Genomic DNA, 19816 nt, shown 5'->3' on the forward strand with positions numbered 1-19816 from the left:
ACCCACACGCGGCACACCGGTCCGAGCACCCCGGAGAGCCCCCGAGGCGGCGCAGGAATCCCGCCGCCTCCGGCGACGGCCCGGTGCCTTGTGTGCGATGCCCACGACCACGGTGACGCCTGGTCGCCACCGATCATGCGAGGCCGCACGCCACTCTCCGTCAGCTGCAGGCCGGGCTGCCCTTGTGCCGCTCCCAGAGCAGTTTCACGTGTTCCGTGGCAGTGGTGTGAGCGCGGATGACGGTCACGGTGACGGACCCGCCGGTCTGGCCGGGGAGGTCGAAGGCGTAGAGCGCGCGCCTGCTGTCCAGCACGCCGGCGAGCCGTCGGAATGTCAGGGGTCTGCCGTTGCACGTCACCGACCGGACGGTTTCCCGGTCCGCGCCGATCACGAGGTTCTGGCTCGTGCCGATCGCTCCCATCGTGACGAGGGGGAGGAGCTTGGGGCGGGAGGAGAAGGCGGTGTCGCCGGGGGACGCGGTGCAGGTCGACACGGTGGACCCGCCGTTCGCCGCACCTGTCCCCGAGCAGAAACGGCCGTCGGTGGTCGCCCAGACGAACAACGCAGCGCCCTGGCCGACGCTGGCGGTGGCCATCCCCGCGTAGCCGGGAAGGTCTTTGGTGGACACCTCTGCCAGCAGGGTGGACTTCGCGGCCTCAATCACCGCGTTCCGGGCCGCGGTTGTGGCCTGCGGTGAAGCCGTGCGGGCCGCAGCGATCGACGCGGTCGGGCTGTGTGTCCCGGCCTGCGACGCCTGGCCGTCACCGGTACAAGCTGCCGCCGAGAGCAGCGCAACGCCCGTCAGCGTGTACGCCGGAAGCCTGTTCATGATCCCCCCGATATCCCAGGCAATGCCCTCAGCGTATCGCCGTCGCCGGTGGCGCGGCCGCTGTGCGCAACTTTCGGCAGGACCGAGAAGGCGGGCGACATGCTCGGCATGCTCGGCGTGCTCGGCGGCCCGCGCTCGCCGAACATCTCACCGCCTGCCCTGACGGCCCCGTCGCCGTACCCCTCCCCCGCGGACCGGGCACACACCTGGCCCGTCGCTGGGGGGGAGCGCGACGGGCCAGATATATCTACGTTCCCACAGTGCCGCCGCACGCGCATCAGCTTCGTACCGGGCCGTCAGCCCATCCGTCGCCGCACACCCTCTTCCTGGCACGGTGACACGAGTGGGAACCTTGATCGATCTGTGCGAGGCCCCGTCCGACATCGACCGGTGCTGTGGTGCACTCTGCCTCTTCCAGGTCTCTTCCAGGTCCCCCAGCCTTCTCCGAGCGGCGCCTCTCGCCCACCCCGGCTTCGGCGCCTGGCCGGCGATATATAGTTGCGCGACACATGCAACTGCTTGGTGAAAATCACGGAAGGCGTGGGCATGGGCAATCTGCCCCCGGAGGGGGATCACAGCACGTCACCCGGGGAGTCCGAGGGCCTTGAGCCCATCCGGCAACTCTCCGAGGGCGTCGACCGCCTCATGCGGATGTTCATCCGCACGCGCGCACAGTTGCTGGACCGCGCTCGCGACGACATCGACTGGTCGGTCCAGATCCTGATGGGCGTGCTGGTGAAACACGGGCCCATGCGCGTCAAGACGCTGGCGGAGTTGGTCGAGTCCGATCCCTCGACCGTCAGCCGTCATGTGGCACAACTCGTACGCGACGGCTTCCTCGAAAGACGCTCCGACCCGGCTGACGGCCGCGCCTGCCAGCTGGTGGCCACCGACAAGGCCCGGCGCTCCGTCGCCGACCGGACACGGTCACGCGACGCGCACTTCGAGGAAATGCTCCACGGATGGGACCACCACGATCGCGAGAGGTTGGCCGCACTGCTGGTGCGCTTTATCGACGACTTCGAAACGTACAAAACCGCGCTCGCAGCCAAGGACTGGAAGGACTTCCGTCCCCCGGCGAGCCAGAAGGAGACCACCGCATGAGTTCCACCAGCGCCGCGTCCGCCGATATCGGCTCGGCCGGTACAGGGGAGACCGGCTACACCCACCGGCAGATCATGGTGATCCTGTCCGGCCTGCTGCTCGGGATGTTCCTGGCAGCCCTGGACCAGACTGTCGTCTCGACCGCGATCTACCGAATCGGTGAAAGCCTCAACGGGCTGACCGCACAAGCCTGGGTGACCACCGCGTTCCTCATCACCTCGACGATCGCCACCCCGATGTACGGCAAGCTGTCCGACCAGTACGGGCGCAAGCCCTTCTTCCTCTTCGCCATCGCGGTGTTCATCACCGGCTCGGCACTCTGCACGCTCTCCACCTCGATGTACATGCTGGCCGGGTTCCGCGCCTTCCAGGGCATAGGCGCCGGCGGTTTGTTCTCCCTCGCCTTCGCGATCATCGGCGACATCATCGCGCCACGTGAACGGGCGAAGTACCAGGGTTACTTCATGGCCGTCTTCGGTACGTCCAGCGTGCTCGGCCCGGTTGTCGGTGGCGCGCTGGCCGGCCAGAACACCCTGCTCGGCATCGACGGCTGGCGCTGGATCTTCCTCATCAACGTCCCGATCGGCATCGTGGCGCTGATCGTGGTGGCCAAGGTCCTCCACCTGGAGCACAACCGGCGCGAGCACCGCATCGACTTCGCGGGCGCCATCACGCTCATGGTCGCACTGGTGCCCCTGCTGATCGTCGCGGAACAGGGCAGGACGTGGGGCTGGGGTTCCACCTCCTCGCTCGTCTGCTACGTCATCGGCGCCCTCGGCATCGTCGGCTTCCTGTTCGCCGAGCGCCGGGCCGGAGAGGACGCGCTGCTGCCGATGCGGCTCTTCCGTAACGGCGTGTTCGCCGTCGGGGCCGCCCAGTCGACGATCATCGGTATCGGCATGTTCGGCGGAATCACCCTGCTGCCGCTCTACCTCCAGCTCGTCAAGGGCAACTCCCCGACCAAGGCGGGTCTGCTGACCCTCCCGCTGGTGCTGGGCATCATGGCGCTCTCGGTCGTCGCGGGCCAGATCACCTCGCGCACCGGGCGGTACAAGATCTTTCCGATCATCGGTGGCGGACTGCTCGTCATCGGCATGCTCATGCTGTGGCGGCTGACGGCCGACAGCGGCCTCTTCTACACCGACCTCTCGATGTTCGTGGTCGGCGCCGGTCTGGGTCTGAACATGCAGACCATCGTGCTGGCCATGCAGAACGCCGTACCGCCGCGCGACATCGGCGTCGCCACCTCGTCCACCACCTTCTTCCGGCAGATGGGCGGTACGGCGGGTGTCGCCGTGTTCCTGTCGATCGTCTACTCCGTGGTGGGCGGCAAGATCAGCGACGCCTTCGCCGACGCACGCGGCACAGCCGCCTTCCAGGCCGCGGCCCAGGCCCACCCCGACCAGGTCAAGACGCTGACATCCGCGTCCTCCGGTTCGGTGGGCACCCTCAACGACACGTCGTTCCTGAGCCACCTCGACCCGGTGCTCGCCCACCCCTTCAAGGTCGGCTTCACGAACGCGGTCACGGTGGCGTTCCTGGTCGGCGCCGTGGTGCTGGTGGGCGCCTTCATACTGGCCTTCTTCATCAAGGAGGTGCCGCTGCGCACCACGGCCGCGGCCTTCACCAAGGACCCGGCCGAGTCCGAGGCGAAGTAGGCAGACCGCACGGAGCTGAGCGCCGCGGGAGGACGTCCCTGTCTTCCCGCGGCGCTCCGCTCTGCCCGCGACCCTCGCCGACGTCGCCCGCGATACCGCCGGCCGTGTCGCCCGCGACACCGCCGGCCGATGGCGACGTCCCGCGCGCCGGCGCCGCGCCCGCACCAGCCCCTCCCCCACCGGCGTCCCGTACGCCGCGAGGCCCGCGCGACCGGCACGCAGACAGCCCCGACCAGGTGCGGATCCTGACCGGGGCCGTCGACGTGCAGGGTCGTACGGTCGTGTCGTGAAGGGCCGTCGCCTGCGCGGCGAAAGGCTCCACGCGGCTACAGCCGAACGATCGTCCTCATGGGCCATGGGTTCGGCCCGGGGACACCGTCCCCTTCACCACCACACCTGGTTCAACCGGTGTACCGCGGACACCGCCTCACGCCGAACCCCCTGCGGCCGGCGCCGTGGCGTCGGCGACGATCGCCTGCAGGGCCGCGATGTGGCCGTTGAAGGCTTCCCGGCCGGCCTCGGTGAGCCGGGCGCGCACCTTGCGGCGGCTGCCGCTGAGGCGGCGTTCCGTGGCGACGTACCCGGCCTCTTCGAGTGTCGTCAGCTGTTTGGACAGGGCCGAGTCGGACAGGGCCAGGCGGTCCTTGAGGAAGGCGAACTCAGCCCAGTCGGCGGCTGCCAGGGTCGCCACCAGCGAAAGGCGGGTGCTGGGATGGATCAGCTCGTCGAACCGCGCCTTCGTCATGCCCGCACCCAACGACGCAGCACCCGCAGGATCTCCGGACCACCGAACCCGACGACGGCCGCGACCGGCACCGCCGCCCAGATGCCGGCATGCCCGGCACCGTCGGCGTCCAGCGCGAGCGCCGCAAGGACGGTGAGGACGACGAGCGCGAGCAGCATGCCGACCACCACCAGCGGGATGCGGTGGCCGGCGACGGCCGCACTCACCTGCAGTCCGCCGGTGCGTCGCCGCCCGTCAAGCAGCCGCGAGGCGAGCACCGTATGACCCACGCTGAAGATTACGGTCGCGATCCCGGCCTGCCAGGACGGCAGCAGGTCGTTCAGCACACCCAGCACGACCCAGCCCGCCGCCATGGCCCACCAGTAACCGCGGGGCAAGCCGACTTCCTCAGCCACTCGGCGCTGAGCGCGGTCGGCCGCGTCAAGGGCGGTACGCGCCTGCTCCGGAGCGATCTTGTCCACCACAACCCCCTCACTTTCCTGTCAGGAAAGAAAGGATCCCCCTTTCCCGTCAGGAAAGTCAAGGGCCGGATGCGGGATCCGCGGTATCGAGCCTGTGGGCTGGGCGGCGAGCCGGTGGTTGGACACGAGGCCCCCGCTACGCCGCCCCCAGTCGAGGTGAGCGACAGCCCGGCACCCCGTACAGGACCCGACCAAGGTCGTACGCGGCGCGGCGCCCCACCGCGGCGGCCGACCGATGGCCAAACAGACCCCTTACTCCAGCGCGAACGACGCTCACTGCTGCCACCTTGTTCCGTCGTGGCCCATCAGATCGACCGACGACACGCGGGCGGTGACGGGAAGCCGACCGCGAAGGCCGGCCTCGACCTCCTCCAGCACGGCGTCGTCCTGTCCCTGGGCGATGGTCAGATGCGGGACGAGAAAGCGCCGCGATGGGGAGGAGTGAAACGCAACGCGCCTTGGGGGCAGCGGGTCGAGTCCCGTGCCGCGAGGACCCGTTCAAGACCTTCACACCTTCGTAGCCTGACCGCTACGCGTTCAGGTGCATCGACCACGTAAGATCATTGAGTCGTCAAGCAAATAACCCGTGACGTCCGTCGTCACGGGGTGCCTTCGCCATGGGCCGGGGCCCGCACGGCAACGTGGCCGATGCGGGCGGCCAACACCCTTGCGACGACGGCCCTCCGGAGGCAGCGACGCCGGTCGGGGCGCACGCATGCGAACAGGTTGAGGTGTAGATGACCGGTCGAGTATCCGGTGGTCGGGGCCTCCGACGTGCGTGCTCCCTGGCCGCGATGTGGTCAGCGGAGTGCTCGACGACCCTCCACTTCTGAGCTCCCGTAAGGATCAGCACCTTGCACAAGAGGAAGACGCGGCGTCGGCGTGTGACGCTCGCGATCGCGATGGGCGCGGTGGCCGCAGGCGGCCTCGCCGTCCTGCCGATCACAGCGCTGGCCGACACGACGAGCGGCACCGCAGGCGCCGCGAGCAGCGCCCGGCAGCAGGACTTCGCCTCGGCCGCGGCGGAGTACCACGTCCCGTCGAGCGTCCTGCTCGGCCTGGCGTACCAGGAGTCGGCCTGGGAGTCGCACGGCGCGCAGGCCAGCGCCGACGGCGGCTACGGGCCCATGCACCTCACCGACGTGACCCCGGCCATGATGGCCTCCGGCGGCGCGGGCGCCGTCGGGCGCAGCGACCTGAAGTCGATGGCCGCGAACCCGGCGCTGCACACCCTGCAGGCCGCCGCGAAGCTCACCGGCCTGTCCGAGGACGCGCTGCGCAAGGACCCCGAGGCGAACATCCGCGGTGGCGCGGCCCTGCTGGCCTCGTACGAGAAGCAGGTGGCCGGCGGCGTCCCGTCGGACACCGCCCAGTGGTACGGCGCGGTCGCCCGCTACAGCCAGTCGACGCGGAAGCAGGACGCGGCGGCCTTCGCCGACCGCGTCTTCGCCACCCTTCGCGGCGGCGTCGGCGTCACCACCAAGGACGGCCAGCGGGTCCGGCTCCACGCCACCCCCTCGGTGAGCCCCGCCACCGCCCAGGTGGACCGGCTGCACCTGAAGGCCGCTGCCACCACCGACACCGAGTGCCCGCCGGCCGTGCCGTGCACCTTCGTGCCCGGCTCCCAGGCCGGCCTACAGGTGTCGAACCGCCCCGCCAACGGCATCAAGATCGACACCATCGTCATCCACGACCTGGAGGGCACGTACGACTCCGGCGTGGCCGCTCTCGCCAACCCGTCGAACGCCGTGTCGACCAATTACGTCATGCGGTCCTCGGACGGCGCGGTGACGCAGATGGTGCCCACGAAGGACATCGCGTTCCACGCGGGCAACTACTCCTCGAACCTCCACTCGATCGGCATCGAGCACGAGGGCTACGCCGCGCAGGGCGCCACCTGGTACACCGAGGCGCAGTACGAGTCCACGGCCTACCTCGTGCAGTACCTGGCCCACCGGTTCGACATACCACTGGACCGCCAGCACATCCTGGGTCACGACGACGTCGCCGGGCCGAGCCTGACCGGTGTTCAGGCGCAGCACTGGGACCCGGGACCGAGCTGGGACTGGGACCACTTCATGCGCCTGCTCGGCGCGCCGCTCAGCGGCCTGCGGAGCGAGGCACCCGTGGGCTCGGTCGTGACCATCGACCCCGCCTTCGACACCAACCTGCAGACCGTCCAGGTGTGCCCGATCGACGACCCGACCGGTGCGACGACCGCGTGCACGGACCGGCAGCAGGCATCGAACTTCGTCTTCCTGCGCACCGCGCCTGACGCGTCCGCCCCGCTCTTCGGCGACCAGGCGATCCACGGCACGGCCGCGGGCACGGACAAGATCAGCGACTGGGGCAGCACCGCGCAGACCGGCCAGCAGTTCGTCGTCGCCGACCAGCAGGGCGACTGGACGGCGATCTGGTTCAGCGGTGCGAAGGTGTGGTTCTACAACCCGGGCGGCCAGAACACCAAGCAGGCCTACGGCGTGAAGACCATCTCCGCCGCGGGCAGCACCCCGGTGGCCGTCTACGGCTCGAGCTACCCGGACGCGTCGGAGTACCCGGCCGGCCTGGGCGCCTCGACGCAGGCCCCGATCAGCGGGTACAGCCTTCCCGCGGGCCAGGCGTACGTCGCCACCCAGCCGCCGAACGCGACGGTGGACTACTTCAAGTCCAGCGGGACGGTCGTCACCGGCGCGAAGACGCAGTACACGATCCAGTACAACCACCGCGTGGCGCTGGTGTACTCGGGCGACGTGACCGCGACTCCCGTGACCAAGCACTGGGAGGACAGCGGCGCGAAGCGCTGACGCACAGTCACACAGACGACTGCATGCGCGAGTTGTCGCGAGGTGGCCCGGCCGGGGCGGTGAGCCCCGGCCGGGCCACCGGCATGTAGGGGGCGAGGCGGTCCGGATGCGGTTGGACGCTGCAGCCCATACCTCCTTGGCACCGCAACCGCCGCGGCCCTCACCATCCGGCTCCGTACGTGATCGACCGGACAGGTCCTAGTAGTGCTTCGTTAGGTCTTTCCGTTTGTGCTGATCAAGATGGGGTGTGTGGATGCGTATGAACTGAACTGATTACGGGCGGCGTTGGCGATGTTTGTGGCGGATGTCTTCGCCTCGGTGCCGCGTAGGGATCAGCGGGCCAGGGGTGAGTGCTATCTGCGGGGGCTGATGTTGGATGGACGGCGGAAGTCCATCCAGCCGATGGCCGAACTGGCTGCCGGACGGGCAGGCCCTGCAGCAGTTCGTGAATCAGTCGCCGTGGGATCCGCTGCCGGTCAGGCAGCGGATCGCCGAGCGCCTGACCACAGTTGTCAGTCCCGAGGTGTGGGTGATCGACGACGTGTCGTTCCCCAAGTGCGGCAAGGCGTCGGTCGGTGTGGCCCGCCAGTACTGCGGAGCACTCGGGAAACGGGCGAACTGCCAGGTCGCGGTCAGTGTCCATGCCGCCGGCGACACCGCATCGTGCCCGCTTGAGTGGCAGTTGTATCTGCCGCGGGAATGGACGGACGAGCCGGACCGCTGCCGCCGGGCAGGAGTCCCCGACAACGTGGTGCACCAGGAGAAATGGCGTCTCGCACTCGATCTCCTGGACACACTCGCAACGTGGCAGCTGACAGCGCCGGTCGTGGTCGCCGACGCCGGCTACGGCGTCAGCACCCCCTTCCGGCTCGGTCTCGAGGAACGGGGCCTGTCCTATGTGCTGGCTCTGAACGGGAAGGAAGTCGCCCACTCCGCGGATGCCGAGCCGCACCGGCCCGCTTATGGCGGGCTCGGGCCGCCCACCCTTCCCCGCTACCGCACCCCGCCGCGAGCGATCTCCACCCTCGTGGCGCAGGCGGGTGCGCAGCGGTTCACCGAGGTGACCTGGCGGCAGGGCAGTAAAGGCGCGATGACCTCACGGTTCATGGTGCTGAGCGTGCGGCCCGCGGGCACGCAGTCCCTGGCCGCCGCCCAGGAAGCCGGCGGCGGCCGCAACCGGTGGGACGGCGTTCTGCCCGCCCAGACCCTCCTGGTCGAATGGCCGGACGGCCAGGACGCCCCGACGAACTACTGGATATCGAACCTGGCCGCCACCTCACCAACCGCCGACCTGGTGCGGTGGGCAAAGATGCGCTGGCGGATCGAACACGACTACCGCGAACTCAAACACGGCCTGGGCCTGGACCACTTCGAGGGCCGCACCTGGCGCGGCTGGCACCACCACGTCACCCTCGTCACCGCCGCGCAAGCCTTCCTCACCCTGCGCAGGCTCGACCCAAAAGTCCCGGCACCAGCCCGAGTCTGTACCAGACGCTCGACGCACTCCAGGACCTGCTGAGGTGCTGGACCGGCACCTGCACCACCTGCGGCCACCCCCTCAAAACCAGCAGAACCAGACCAAGAACCTAACGAAGCACTACTAGAGGTCGGTGCGTCCACCGAAGTGCCCGGGCACCTGGTCGCGCAGTATCCGCTCCACCTCGTGGAACTCGTCCTTCTGGCCGAGCCGCGAGCGATGGAGGGCGAGGCGCAAGCCCTTGATCAGCTCTTCCAGTCGGACCTCGTCACCCTCGTCGCTCTGCTTCCGTGCTTCCGCCAGGAGGCCCGCGAACGCAGTTACGGCCGAGTCCTTCTCTCGCTCCCACAGCCAGGCGAATACGTTCCCGAACGCGTCGCCCGGGTTCGCGCTCTCCCCTTCGACGCGGTAGATGGCGACGTCGGCGGCCTCGTTACGGATGAAGCCTGTGAGCAGGTGGTCGAACGTCCTCCAGGGCACTTCCACGCCGTCCATGTACGCCCCTCTCGTCAACAGGTGTCGGGGTCATCCTGGCGGCAGTTGAGCAGCCGGGACAGTGTGCCCGGCGGACGCACACCGGTCGACGGAGCATCACCAGGCGCGCGGCCCGGTCCCTCCCGGTCGTACGGGACCCTGAGACAGGGACAGACCACCGGTCACCACGGCGGCCACCATCAGCAGAAGCGGCGGCGCGGCGGCGCGACGGCTGCGATCCGCACCGTGTGCGGATCAGCGGGCGATCGAGATCGCGAAGGGCGCGAATCCACCTGACCGAATCACGTGCGGTACGAACAGGATTGCGGCTTCCGTGGCGCGGGCGGTGCGGATCCCGCCGAGATCAGTGATCCAGTCCTTGCGCCACCCGAGGTCGGTGAGCAGTTCACGGACGGTCTCCTTGGCCTGCGGGTCGTCACCGGAGAGGAAGGCCTCGGGTGCCTGGGTGAGCATGGCCGGCGCGGTCATCACCGGGAAGAGCATGGTGTTGAGGGTCTTGACGACGCGCGTTTCGGGGAGTGCTTCCTGAAGTTGCTCGGCCAGGCTCGAACCGGGGTAGATCAGGTCGGCGGGCAGGCCGTCCGGTCCGTCGATGGTGGCGTTGGAGACGTCGACGAGGATCTTGTCGCGCAGTTCCTCGCGCAGGGCGACGAGCCGGCCCAGTGAGCCGGCGCCCGGGGTGGCGTTGATGACGATCCGGGCTGTCCGGGCAGCGTCGGAGGCGGCGCCCGGCGCGCGGTCCGCCACGGTCACCTCATGCCCTGCCCGGGTGAGGGCTGTGGCCAGGTTGCCGCCGACGCGGCCGTTTCCGAGAACTGCGATCGTGGTCATGATGATCCGGTCCTTCCGTGCGTGCGGGTTGTGGTGCGCGGTCAGCGTGAGAGCGTGGCGACGGCCTCGGCGTGGACGCCGGGCGCGGCGGCCAGGAAGCTCTCGCTCCGCGGGGTCCACGGGCGGCCCTCGGCGTCGGAGATCTGTCCGCCGGCCTCGGTGACGAGCAACGCCCCGGGCAGCAGGTCCGCGCGGGCGCCGGCGAACTGCCAGAAGGCGTCGATCCTGCCGGCGGCGACGTTCACCAGGTGCAGGGTCGCGGGCACGGCGGTGCGGACGACGAGGGCGTCGAAGAGCATCGCGGTGATCGAGGAGCCGACGCGCCGCACGACCTTCTCGTCCTCGTCCGGCCGGGCCTGGCTGGTGGCCACGATGCTCAGGCCGAGGTCCGCGGTCTGGGAGACGTGCAGCGGCCGGCCGTCGAGGTGGGCGCCCGCGCCGGTGAGCGCGGTGTAGGTCTCGCCGGTCAACGGCAGGTGGACCACGGTGAGCACCGGCTGGTTCTCGCGCACGAGGGTGGCGGTCACCGCCCACTCCGGCAGGGCGTGCAGGTGGTTGACATTGCCCTCGGCCGGATCCACGACCCACCATTCGCCGGGCGGCAGCGCCCCGCCGTCCAGTTCGTCCTCCACCCAGCCGGCGTCCGGGCGCAGGCTCGTGAGGCGGGGGCGCAGGATGTCGAGAGCCGTGTCGTCGTTGGCGGCGAGCGCGCGCATCAGCTCTTCGCGGGTCCGGTAGCGGACCACGTCGCCGAACCGCTCGCGCAGCGCCGAACCGGCCGCGCGCACGGCGATCGCGGTCTGGTCGAGCAGGTCGGCGTCGGAGGCGGCGACGTCAGTGGTCCTAAGCGTTTCAGGCATGGTGGTGCTCCCGTGCGATGAGGGGGATGAGGCCGGTCGGGCCGCGCTGTGCTTTCCGTCCTGCGACCTGGTCTCGACGGTATCCAGCCCCTCAATTAACTTCAAATGCATGTCAGGCACGCATAGGATTACTCACATGCAATTGGATTTGAACCTGCTCGCCGCGCTCGACGCGCTGCTGGAGGAGGGGAGTGTGAACGGGGCGGCCGCGCGCCTGCACGTCACCGCCCCCGCGATGAGCCGGAGTCTGGGCCGGATCCGGCGCACGACCGGGGATCAGATCCTGGTGCGCACCGGCCGCACCATGACCCCGACGCCGTATGCGATCGCCGTCCGGGAGCAGGTGCACGAGCTGCTGCATCAGGTCCAAGGCGTGCTGGCACCGAGCCGTGACCTCGATCTGACAACGCTGGAGCGCACTTTCACTCTCCGCTGGCACGATTCCCTGGTCGCCTTGAGCGGCCCCGCACTGCTCGCGGCCGTGCAAGGACAGGCGCCGGGCGTCCGATTGCGCTTCGTCGCGGAATCGAGCGTCGACACCCCCGGGCTGCGGCGCGGCGAGGTCGACCTGGAGGCGAACGCCAACCGCCCGAGTGCACCGGACATCCGTGCCGAGCACGTGGGCGAGACCCGAATCGTCATCGTCGTGAGGCAGGGGCACCCGCTCGCCCGCGTCGGGACCGTCACCGCGCAGCGGTACGCCGACGCTGAGCACGTCACCGTCTCGCGACGTGGAAACCTCGGCAATGCCGTCGACGAGGCCCTCGTGCGGCTCGGCCTCACCCGCCGCGTGGTGGCGACCGTGCCCACGGAGGCGGCCGCGCTGGAGTTCGCCCGCGGCTCCGACCTTCTGATCACCGTCCCCGAAGCCACTACGCGGTCCGCGGTCGCCGACCTCGGCCTGGTCGTGCTCCCCCTCCCGATCGAACTACCCGCGGCACCGGTGTATCTGTCGTGGCATCAGCGCTACGACACCGACCACGCCCACGCCTGGCTGCGCGGGCTGGCGCGATCCGCGCTGAACGTTGTCCCGTAACTGCTGGTCATGGGTGGGGCGATCTGTGGTCGCTCCCCCGCCCCGCCATCGTCACCGTCGGACTCCAGCCCGTTGCCGCCGACCGGCCGTATCGCGCCGCATTCCGCTCCTGCCGAAGGTGCGGTCACACGCCCGATAGCGCCTGCGTCGTCCGGCGCGCAAGCTGGAATCATGGACACCTTCATGCTCGGAAACGTGGGGATCACCCGTGTGGTGGAGCAGCCCGCCAGAGGCCTCGCCCGCGACTACGTCTTCCCCGACGTGCCCGTCGAGCACTGGCAGGCGCACGAGGACTGGCTCGCCCCCGCCTTCCTCGACCCGGCCGCCGACGAGATCCGTGTCATGATCCAGACCTGGCTGATCCGCAGCGAGGGCCGGACGATCCTGATCGACACCGGCATCGGCAACGACCGGGAGCGCCCGGCCATGCCGTCCTTCCACCATCTGAACACCCCCTACCTCAAGGAGCTGGCCGCGGCAGGCGTCCGCCCGCAGGACGTGGACACGGTGATCTGCACCCATGTCCACGGCGACCACGTCGGCTGGAACACCCACCTGACGGACGACGGGGAGTGGCGGCCGACCTTCCCCAACGCCCAGTACGTCATCTCGCGCGCCGACTTCGACTACTGGAACCCGGCCAACGGACACCGGACCCGCTCCGGCCCTCGGATGGCCAACGTCTTCGAGGACAGCGTCGCCCCCGTGCACCAGGCCGGACAGACCGTGCTCTGGGAGGGCGACAGCTACGACATCGACGCCCAGCTCCGTATCGAGCCGGCCCCCGGCCATACGCCCGGGTCCTCCGTCGTGTGGCTGCGGTCGGGCAAGGACCGGGCGGTGTTCGCCGGCGATCTGCTGCACAGCCCGCTGCAGATCGTGGAGCCGGACGACTGCGCCTGCTTCGATGAGGACGAGTCCCGCGCACGGGACAGCCGGCTCCGCGTGCTGGGCGAGGCCGCGGACCGGAGCGCCCTGCTGTTCCCGGCGCATTTCCCCGGGCCGGGCGCGGTCGAAGTGAGCCGCGCCGGCGACCGGTTCGCGGTGAAGGATTGGGCGGCATGGCGGTGAGGACGCTCCGCGGCCTCCGTTCCGATACGTCCCCGGGGGCTCCGACCGTCCCCGGATGAGATCCCGGCACCGCACGGACCGAGCAACCGCACCGTCGTTACCCGGAGTCGGCTTCCACCAGGCGGTAAACCGCGGACGCTCACCCACTGTTCACCCCACGAACATCAGCGGCTCCCATGCACCCCACCCACCACCCAAGATCCCGACCTAGTGTCATGCAGGTGACAAGACTCCAGTTCCTCTCCGACGGGGTGGACCGGGCGGACCCCACGGACACCGCCGCCCTCCCGCACAGATCGCGGCTTCGCCCCCTCGCTCCCGTCGCCGTCGTGGCCGCCACCGCCGGGCTGTTCACCACTCTGCTGATCCCGCCGGCCACGAGCGCCTCCGCGTCGGCGCACCCCGCGCTCCCGCTCAGCCTCGTCCAACGTGCTCAGACGCATCCGGACGACGAGGCCGAGGACGGCGTCCGGGCACCGTCGGGTCCTGTCGTGCCGCCGCAGCCGGACGACGGTGCCTCGGCCACGGTCGACCGGCGCCCGGCGCGGAGTGGCTCGGACTCGATCCAGACGGCATCGGACACCGAACGGATCGCGCCCGGAGTGTCATTGACCCGTCAGCGCTCGGTGGACGCCGCCGGGTTCCTCGACGGATACGTGCTGCGCGCCGACCTCGACGGCCCGACCCGGCCCCGGCTGCTCGCCCCGACCGTGAGCACCCGCGACACGCCCACGAACCTGGCCGACCGCGCCAAAGCCGTGGCCGCCACCAACGGCGACTTCTTCGCCATCGACACCACCAACGCGCCCATCGGACCGGAGGTCAGGGACGGCGAGCTGATCAAGGCCGACGCCCGCCCGGCTTCGGTTGTCGGCCTCGACAAGAACGGTGTCGGGCAGATCGCCGATCTTCTGCTCGAGGGCAGCGTCACGGTGGACGGCGTCCAGCGCGACCTGGCCGGTCTCAACCCGGGCTCGGTCCCGGCCGACGCGATCGCCCTGTACACCTCCGACTGGGGCAGCGGCGACCGGCACTACGCCGTGCCCGCGGGTCACGTCGTCGAGATCGAGGTGCGGGGCGGGAAGGTCGTCGCCGTCCGCGAAGGCGCCGGCGCCGGTCCGGTGCCCGCCGGCTCGCAACTGCTGTTGGCCACCGGCCAGATCGCCGATGCCTTGGCGGGAACCGCGGCGGGAACCCCTGTCCAGGTTTCCTATCATGCTCGCAGCTCCGCCCCTTCTCCCTACTCGCTGGCTCTGGGCGCGCACCTCGTTCTGGTCCGCGGCGGCGAACTGGCAGCCATCGACACCGGTGAACCCACCAACAGCGTCCTCAAGCCGCGCACCGCGCTCGGGTGGACCGCGCGACGGCAACTCGTGCTCTACGTCGCCGACGGCTCCTCCAGCCGGTCCCGCGGACTGACCGCGGCCGAACTCGCCCAGCACATGAAGGACCTGGGCGCGGTGGACGCCGTCATGCTGGACGGCGGGGGCTCCTCGCAGGTGGTGGCGCGTCGGCCCGGCGACCGGGCGACCTCGGTCACGAACGTCCCCTCCGACGGCTCGCAGCGCGTCGTCCCCAACGCGGTGGGTCTCGTCCCGCCGACCGGGTCCGGGCGACTGCGCGGCATCGACGTCCGTCTGCGCTCCGACCGCCTCTTCCCCGGCCTGTCCCGCGACGTGGGCGCTGCCGGCTACGACGAGACCATGGCCCCCGCACCGCTCGGTGAGGCTCGCTGGCACACCGCGCCCGGGAACCTCGCGCGTGCGGACGACTCCGGGATACTGCGCGGCGGCCGTCCCGGCAGCGGCACGCTGGACGCGCGCAGCGGCGGCGTGACCCAGCAGGTCCCGGTCCGTGTACTGGGCGACCTGGACCGGCTCGAGGCCGATGTCCAGGCCCTGTCCCTGTCACCCGGCGACTACCGGGACGTGACGGTCACCGGACGCGACGCCGAGGGCTTCTCCGCCCCGATCGAGCCCCGCGACATCAAACTGGAGTACGACCACTCCGCCGTATCCGTGACCGCCCGGGCCGACGGCACCCTCAGAGTGACCGGGCAGCCCGGCGGCGACGGCAAGGGCACCGTCGTCACGGCGACCGTGCAGGGCCATGTCCTGCGGCTTCCCACCACGGTCGGCCTGGCCGACGTCCCCATCAACTCGTTCGCCGACGCGAGTCAGTGGTCCGCGGCCTCGGCGAAGGCGACGGCGTCCGTGTCGGCCGTCGACACCTCCGACCGTCCCGGCGCCACGCCCGGCGAGAAGGGGCTGCGCCTGTCCTACGACATGACCGGCCAACCCCTCGGTACGTCCGCGGCGTACGCGGTGGCCAAGACCCCCCTGACCGTTCCGGCCGGCGCCCAGCGTCTGTCCCTGTGGGTCCGCGGTGACGGCTCGGGGCACTGGCTCCGCGCGCAGGTGCGCTCGCAGGGCACCACCAATGTCCCCCTCACCTTCGCCCTGAACGTCGACTGGACCGGATGGCGGCGGGTGGAAGGCGCCATCCCCACCGGTTTCACGGCGCCGTTGACCATCGAGCGCGTCTATCTCGTACAGACCGACCCGTCCCTGCGCACCGCGGGTTCGGTCGATCTCGCTCTGCTCGACGCGCGGGTCGGTGTGAACCTCGACGTGCCCGACGTTCCCGACCAGCCCGACCCCGCCGTCGTCGAACCTGCCGACCAGGTGACCACCGGCGGCAAGCGGGGATGGCGGTTCGCCGTACTGTCCGACACCCACGTCAACGCCGACGGTGGCACCACGTCCTACGCGTACCAGCACACCGCGCGCGCCCTGGACGAGATCGCGGCCGCCAAGCCCGACTTCGTCCTGCTGTCCGGCGACGGGGTCGACCAGAACCGTCCTGCCGACTTCGCCCTGTTCCAGCAGGTGCTGAAAGAGCATCTGCCGGCGAGCATCCCCTTCTACTGGGCGGTCGGCAATCATGAGTCCGGCGCCGTGAGCGGCGGGACCCTCGACCAGTTCACCGCCTCCACCAACCGGCCCACCCGGCAGGCCTTCGACCACCGTGGAACCCGGTTCATCCTGCTCAACTCCACCCTCGGCTCGCTCCGTCAGTCGGACTGGTCCCAGATTCCCTGGCTGCGCACGGAACTGGACGCGGCCGCCCACGACCGGTCCGTGAAGAGTGTGGTCGTCGCCCTCCATCACCCCGTCCTCGACCCCACCGGGACCGGCGCCAGCCAGCTGTCCGACCCCAACGAGGGTGCCCTCCTTGAGCAGTGGCTGTCCGAATTCCGTCAGCACACCGGCAAGCAGGTCGCTCTGATCAGCGGCCACGCGCACACCGCGCACATCCGCCGGGTCGACGGCCTGCTCGAGTTCAACGCCCCGGTGGTCGGCAAGACGCCCTACGGTGACGCCCGCCACGGAGGGTTCTCCGCCTGGTCACTCGTCACCATGGCCCCGAAGGACGCCGAGGTCACGCCCGACAGGCCGGACCCGAGCGGCTTCGGATGGTTCCGCGCGGACGTCCGGCCGTTGCTGGACCGGGTGAACCTGACCGTACCCAGTGCTCTGGCGCCGGGCGGCTCCGGGGACATCACGGCCACCGCGGTCGACGACGGTATGGGCGGGCTGGTCATTCCGCTGCGCTACCCGGCGACGGTCTTCTGGAGCGGCGCCCACCTGGCCGTCGTCGCCGACGACCGGTCCCTCGCCGCCGCGCTGCGCCGCCGCGACGTGGTCGCTGTTCTGGACCGGCGTACGCTGCGGCTGGTCGGCGCGCACCGCGGGACCACCGACGTCACGGTTTCCACGGGAACGCTGACGGCGACAGCCTCTGTCCACGTGTCCTGAGCAGGCCGAGCGGCGACTGTCATCACGCGTCGCGGTACCTGGTGGCTCCCCGCCGCCACGTACCGCGGCGTCGCGGCGTCCGGCCCACGCACCCCTCTCCGGCGGAAGACGGGACGCATTGACCGCCGGGGTACCGACAGCGGCGAGCACTCGTGACTTGGGCCACCATTCAGCCACCCAATGTTTCATGCATGGACCATCCACCTCCAGTGCGGTGTTCCGCGATCTGACGAGCCTTGCACCCGAATCCCGAAGTCTCGGCGACTCTTGACCACTTGATCGGAAATCGACATGTCAGATCCCACCCACGACGCGTGCCGCCACGCAGGCGTCGGCCGCCGCGGCTTCCTCGGACTCGCCGGGGGCACACTGGCCTCCGCCGGGCTCGCGTCCCTCCTGGGAGCCGCCCCGGCGAGCGCGACGCCGGTCGGCGGCGCCCACCCCGACGCGCCTCTGCGCTTCGCGCTGGTGAGCGACACCCACGTCAACGTCGACTCGCCCCAGTCCACGGTGTGGCTGACCCAGGTGTGGGCGTCGATCGCGGCGCGCGACCCCGACCTGGTCCTGCACTGCGGTGACATCACCGACACCGGTCGGCCGGACGAGTTCGACCGGTACGCCGAGGTCCTGCCCACCGCGCTGCACGGCAAGATGCACTACTCCCCCGGTAATCACGACGTGCGGTGGGACCCGTCGGCCAAGGAGGAATACCGCACCCACTTCGGCCCCGCGCCCTACTCCTTCGACGCGGGCGGTGTGCACTTCATCGGCTTCGACCCCACCGAGGTCCTCCAGGAGCCCGGACACTACGGCCCCGGCGGCCTGGAGTGGCTGAAGGCGGACCTGAAGCGGCTGCGCCCCCGTACGCCCACGGTGCTCTTCCAACACTTCCCGATGGGCAACACCTTCTTCTACGTCGACGACCAGCCGGAGGTGCTCGACGTCCTCGCGGACCACAACGTGCGCGGCATCTTCGCCGGCCACATCCACAAGGAAGTGGTGAGCGGTTTCAACGGCCTCACCCAGATCGGACTCAACGCGGTTCGCAACGGCGCCCTGTACTACTGGGTCGAGCGGATCGAGTCGGGAGTCGGCGCCCCCGTACTGCGCGTCAGCCGGGTCAACATCGCCGCCGACGGCTCCGAGACCGAGGTGCCGGTGGCCGACATGCCGCTGGCCGGCGATGGGCAGGGCCGTCCGCAGCGCCCCCGCGCCGTCCGCCTCGGCAAGGTCGACCGCGGTCAACTCCCGGTCACCGTCCGGCTGGACAAGGACGCCCGGGCCACCTCCGTGGCGGTCGATCTCTACCCGCAGACGGTCTTCGGCGGCGCCGCGACCCCGGTGTGGAAGAGTCTCACCGCCAGTTCGGGCCAGAGGTGGACCGGCTCGGTCGACGTCTCCTCGGTCGTGCCCGGCACCCAGCGGCTGCGCCTGCAGGTCACCGGGGCGGACGGGTCCTGGTGGGAGGACACCGCCCGGTTCGAGGTCGAACGCGACGCGGACGACCCGCGGTTGCGCTGGCAGTACCAGTTGCCGGGCTCGGTCCAGGGCGGCATCGCCCTCGTCGGCTCCGCCGCGAAGCCCGTGGTGGTCGCCGCCTCCACCACCGGCGATGTGGTCGCGATCCGGCCCGGCGCCCGCGACACCCACGAGCGCCTGTGGCACGCGCAGGTCGGACCGGTGTACCGCAGGCCCGCGGTCGACGCCGGCGCGCGCACCCTGTTCATCCCCTCAGCGGACCACCGGCTGTACGCGCTGAAGGCCGCCGACGGCCGGCAGAAGTGGCGCTTCGACGCCGGGGCCCCGGTACTCAGCGCGCCCCTGGTGGCCGAAGTCCGCGGCCGGGAGCGGGTGTTCTTCTCCGCCGGGCAGAACCTGTTCGCGCTCGACGCGGCGAGCGGGGGCGAACTCTGGTCGGTTCCCGGACGCGGCTTCTCCTCGGGCAGGGCCGCTTCCGACGGGTACCGGGTCTACACCGCCGCGGGCGACGGCTACGCCCGAGCCCACGACGCGGTCACCGGTGAGCAGTTGTGGGCCTTCGCGATGGCCACCGGCACCGCGAACCATGTGGCCCTCTACAGCGGCTGGGACGACGTCGTCGCCGTCGGCGACGGTGTGGTGGTCGTCGGCTCGGTCGCCGGTTCGTGGGGACTGAACGCCACGACCGGTGCGCTGCTCTGGACGGTGGCCGGCAGCGCGATGTACGCCCCGACCGTCGTCCTCGACGACGGATCGGCCCTGCTCACCACGGAGTTCGGCATCATGTCCCGGGTCGACCTGGCGACGGGTAAGACCCGTTGGCAGACCAACCTGGCGGTGCGCGTCTTCAACGCCGGAGTAGTGATCGCCGACGGCGTCGCCTGGGCCCAGTCGGTCGACGGCAAGCTGCTGGGGGTGAAGCTGTCGGACGGTACCCCGCAGGGCCGACTGCAGCACAGCCTGGCGTACTCGTTCAGCACTCCGGCGATCGCCGGCGGAACCCTGGTCGTCGGCGACCAGAACGGAGTCGTCGCCGGCATCGAACTGCCGTAACGGGAGGGGACAGCGGGCGTGTCCGGCCCATCGCCGGCCGCCCGCACCCCGGGATGCCGCACGGTCGCAACCTGACTGGATCACACCTGAGGCAC

14 protein-coding genes and 1 pseudogene are annotated in these 19816 nt (G+C 70.4%); 8 read left to right on the plus strand and 7 right to left on the minus strand.

The genetic code is table 11. The features are described 5' to 3' along the window. Window positions 1-160: 160 nt before the first annotated feature. Window positions 161-829 carry a hypothetical protein gene (locus OG199_RS03520; protein ID WP_356807726.1) on the minus strand — a complete coding sequence of 223 codons (669 nt, stop codon included), beginning with the start codon at window positions 827-829 and terminating at the stop codon, window positions 161-163. 498 nt (window positions 830-1327) lie between these two features. Here OG199_RS03520 and OG199_RS03525 point away from each other — a divergent pair, with 498 nt between their 5' ends. Together OG199_RS03525 and OG199_RS03530 are read left to right on the plus strand one after the other, a co-directional pair. Then, window positions 1328-1933 carry a MarR family winged helix-turn-helix transcriptional regulator gene (locus OG199_RS03525; RefSeq protein ID WP_405827874.1) on the plus strand — a complete coding sequence of 202 codons (606 nt, stop codon included), beginning with the start codon at window positions 1328-1330 and terminating at the stop codon, window positions 1931-1933. Then, a complete protein-coding gene (locus OG199_RS03530; protein WP_356807722.1) occupies window positions 1930-3591 on the plus strand; it encodes an MDR family MFS transporter in 1662 nt (553 codons plus the stop codon). The genes OG199_RS03525 and OG199_RS03530 overlap by 4 nt, the downstream gene beginning before the upstream one ends. Window positions 3592-4018: 427 nt before the next feature. Here the strand turns inward: OG199_RS03530 and OG199_RS03535 are convergent, their stop codons facing one another. The 3 genes from OG199_RS03535 to OG199_RS03545 all read right to left on the minus strand — a co-directional run bounded on the left by OG199_RS03535 (window position 4019) and on the right by OG199_RS03545 (window position 5265). Then, the gene (locus tag OG199_RS03535; protein WP_356809901.1) at window positions 4019-4336 is read right to left on the minus strand and encodes a transcriptional regulator; all 318 of its coding nucleotides are present in this window, start codon (window positions 4334-4336) and stop codon (window positions 4019-4021) included. Beyond that, the gene (locus OG199_RS03540) at window positions 4333-4797 is read right to left on the minus strand and encodes a hypothetical protein (protein ID WP_356809899.1); all 465 of its coding nucleotides are present in this window, start codon (window positions 4795-4797) and stop codon (window positions 4333-4335) included. The genes OG199_RS03535 and OG199_RS03540 overlap by 4 nt, the downstream gene beginning before the upstream one ends. Window positions 4798-5070: 273 nt before the next feature. After that, window positions 5071-5265 (minus strand): 2'-5' RNA ligase family protein, encoded by a 195-nt coding sequence (locus tag OG199_RS03545; protein WP_405834412.1) that lies wholly within the window; start codon window positions 5263-5265, stop codon window positions 5071-5073. Between the two features lie 386 nt (window positions 5266-5651). On the opposite strand from OG199_RS03545, the gene OG199_RS03550 reads away from it, so the two are divergent. Then, the gene (locus tag OG199_RS03550; RefSeq protein ID WP_405827877.1) at window positions 5652-7601 is read left to right on the plus strand and encodes an N-acetylmuramoyl-L-alanine amidase; all 1950 of its coding nucleotides are present in this window, start codon (window positions 5652-5654) and stop codon (window positions 7599-7601) included. A 291-nt stretch (window positions 7602-7892) separates the two neighbouring features. Beyond that, window positions 7893-9120 (plus strand): annotated as a pseudogene (locus tag OG199_RS03555) (IS701 family transposase). A gap of 81 nt (window positions 9121-9201) precedes the next feature. On the opposite strand, the gene OG199_RS03560 reads toward OG199_RS03555, so the two are convergent. The 3 genes from OG199_RS03560 to OG199_RS03570 all read right to left on the minus strand — a co-directional run bounded on the left by OG199_RS03560 (window position 9202) and on the right by OG199_RS03570 (window position 11264). After that, entirely contained in the window at window positions 9202-9573 is a 372-nt protein-coding gene (locus OG199_RS03560) for a hypothetical protein (RefSeq protein ID WP_356801370.1), read from the minus strand. 234 nt (window positions 9574-9807) lie between these two features. Further along, window positions 9808-10404 (minus strand): NADPH-dependent F420 reductase, encoded by a 597-nt coding sequence (locus OG199_RS03565; protein ID WP_401809756.1) that lies wholly within the window; start codon window positions 10402-10404, stop codon window positions 9808-9810. A 41-nt stretch (window positions 10405-10445) separates the two neighbouring features. Beyond that, complete coding sequence (locus OG199_RS03570; RefSeq protein WP_401809758.1) at window positions 10446-11264, minus strand: 3'(2'),5'-bisphosphate nucleotidase CysQ; 819 nt, start codon at window positions 11262-11264, stop codon at window positions 10446-10448. Between the two features lie 136 nt (window positions 11265-11400). Here OG199_RS03570 and OG199_RS03575 point away from each other — a divergent pair, with 136 nt between their 5' ends. From OG199_RS03575 to OG199_RS03590, 4 genes are all read left to right on the plus strand, one after another. Beyond that, on the plus strand, window positions 11401-12300 hold the full coding sequence (locus tag OG199_RS03575) for a LysR family transcriptional regulator (protein ID WP_356801374.1): 900 nt from the start codon (window positions 11401-11403) through the stop codon (window positions 12298-12300). A 171-nt stretch (window positions 12301-12471) separates the two neighbouring features. Continuing rightward, window positions 12472-13371 (plus strand): MBL fold metallo-hydrolase, encoded by a 900-nt coding sequence (locus OG199_RS03580; RefSeq protein WP_405827880.1) that lies wholly within the window; start codon window positions 12472-12474, stop codon window positions 13369-13371. A 221-nt stretch (window positions 13372-13592) separates the two neighbouring features. After that, complete coding sequence (locus OG199_RS03585; protein ID WP_405827882.1) at window positions 13593-17189, plus strand: phosphodiester glycosidase family protein; 3597 nt, start codon at window positions 13593-13595, stop codon at window positions 17187-17189. Window positions 17190-17480: 291 nt separating this feature from the next. Further along, window positions 17481-19721, plus strand: coding sequence for a PQQ-binding-like beta-propeller repeat protein (locus OG199_RS03590; RefSeq protein WP_405827884.1), 2241 nt, complete (start codon window positions 17481-17483; stop codon window positions 19719-19721). Window positions 19722-19816: the final 95 nt, after the last annotated feature.

Origin of the sequence: Streptomyces sp. NBC_01176, assembly GCF_045039825.1 — a bacterium.
In the GTDB taxonomy this organism is placed as follows: domain Bacteria; phylum Actinomycetota; class Actinomycetes; order Streptomycetales; family Streptomycetaceae; genus Streptomyces.

What these genes read in the sequence shown, in the direction of transcription:
- OG199_RS03520 (WP_356807726.1), bottom strand. Translation starts at nt 829, where the DNA reads ATGAACAGGCTTCCGGCGTACACGCTGACGGGCGTTGCGCTGCTCTCG.
- OG199_RS03530 (WP_356807722.1), top strand. Translation starts at nt 1,930, where the DNA reads ATGAGTTCCACCAGCGCCGCGTCCGCCGATATCGGCTCGGCCGGTACA.
- OG199_RS03535 (WP_356809901.1), bottom strand. Translation starts at nt 4,336, where the DNA reads ATGACGAAGGCGCGGTTCGACGAGCTGATCCATCCCAGCACCCGCCTT.
- OG199_RS03560 (WP_356801370.1), bottom strand. Translation starts at nt 9,573, where the DNA reads ATGGACGGCGTGGAAGTGCCCTGGAGGACGTTCGACCACCTGCTCACA.
- OG199_RS03565 (WP_401809756.1), bottom strand. Translation starts at nt 10,404, where the DNA reads ATGACCACGATCGCAGTTCTCGGAAACGGCCGCGTCGGCGGCAACCTG.
- OG199_RS03570 (WP_401809758.1), bottom strand. Translation starts at nt 11,264, where the DNA reads ATGCCTGAAACGCTTAGGACCACTGACGTCGCCGCCTCCGACGCCGAC.
- OG199_RS03575 (WP_356801374.1), top strand. Translation starts at nt 11,401, where the DNA reads ATGCAATTGGATTTGAACCTGCTCGCCGCGCTCGACGCGCTGCTGGAG.
- OG199_RS03580 (WP_405827880.1), top strand. Translation starts at nt 12,472, where the DNA reads ATGGACACCTTCATGCTCGGAAACGTGGGGATCACCCGTGTGGTGGAG.
- OG199_RS03590 (WP_405827884.1), top strand. Translation starts at nt 17,481, where the DNA reads ATGTCAGATCCCACCCACGACGCGTGCCGCCACGCAGGCGTCGGCCGC.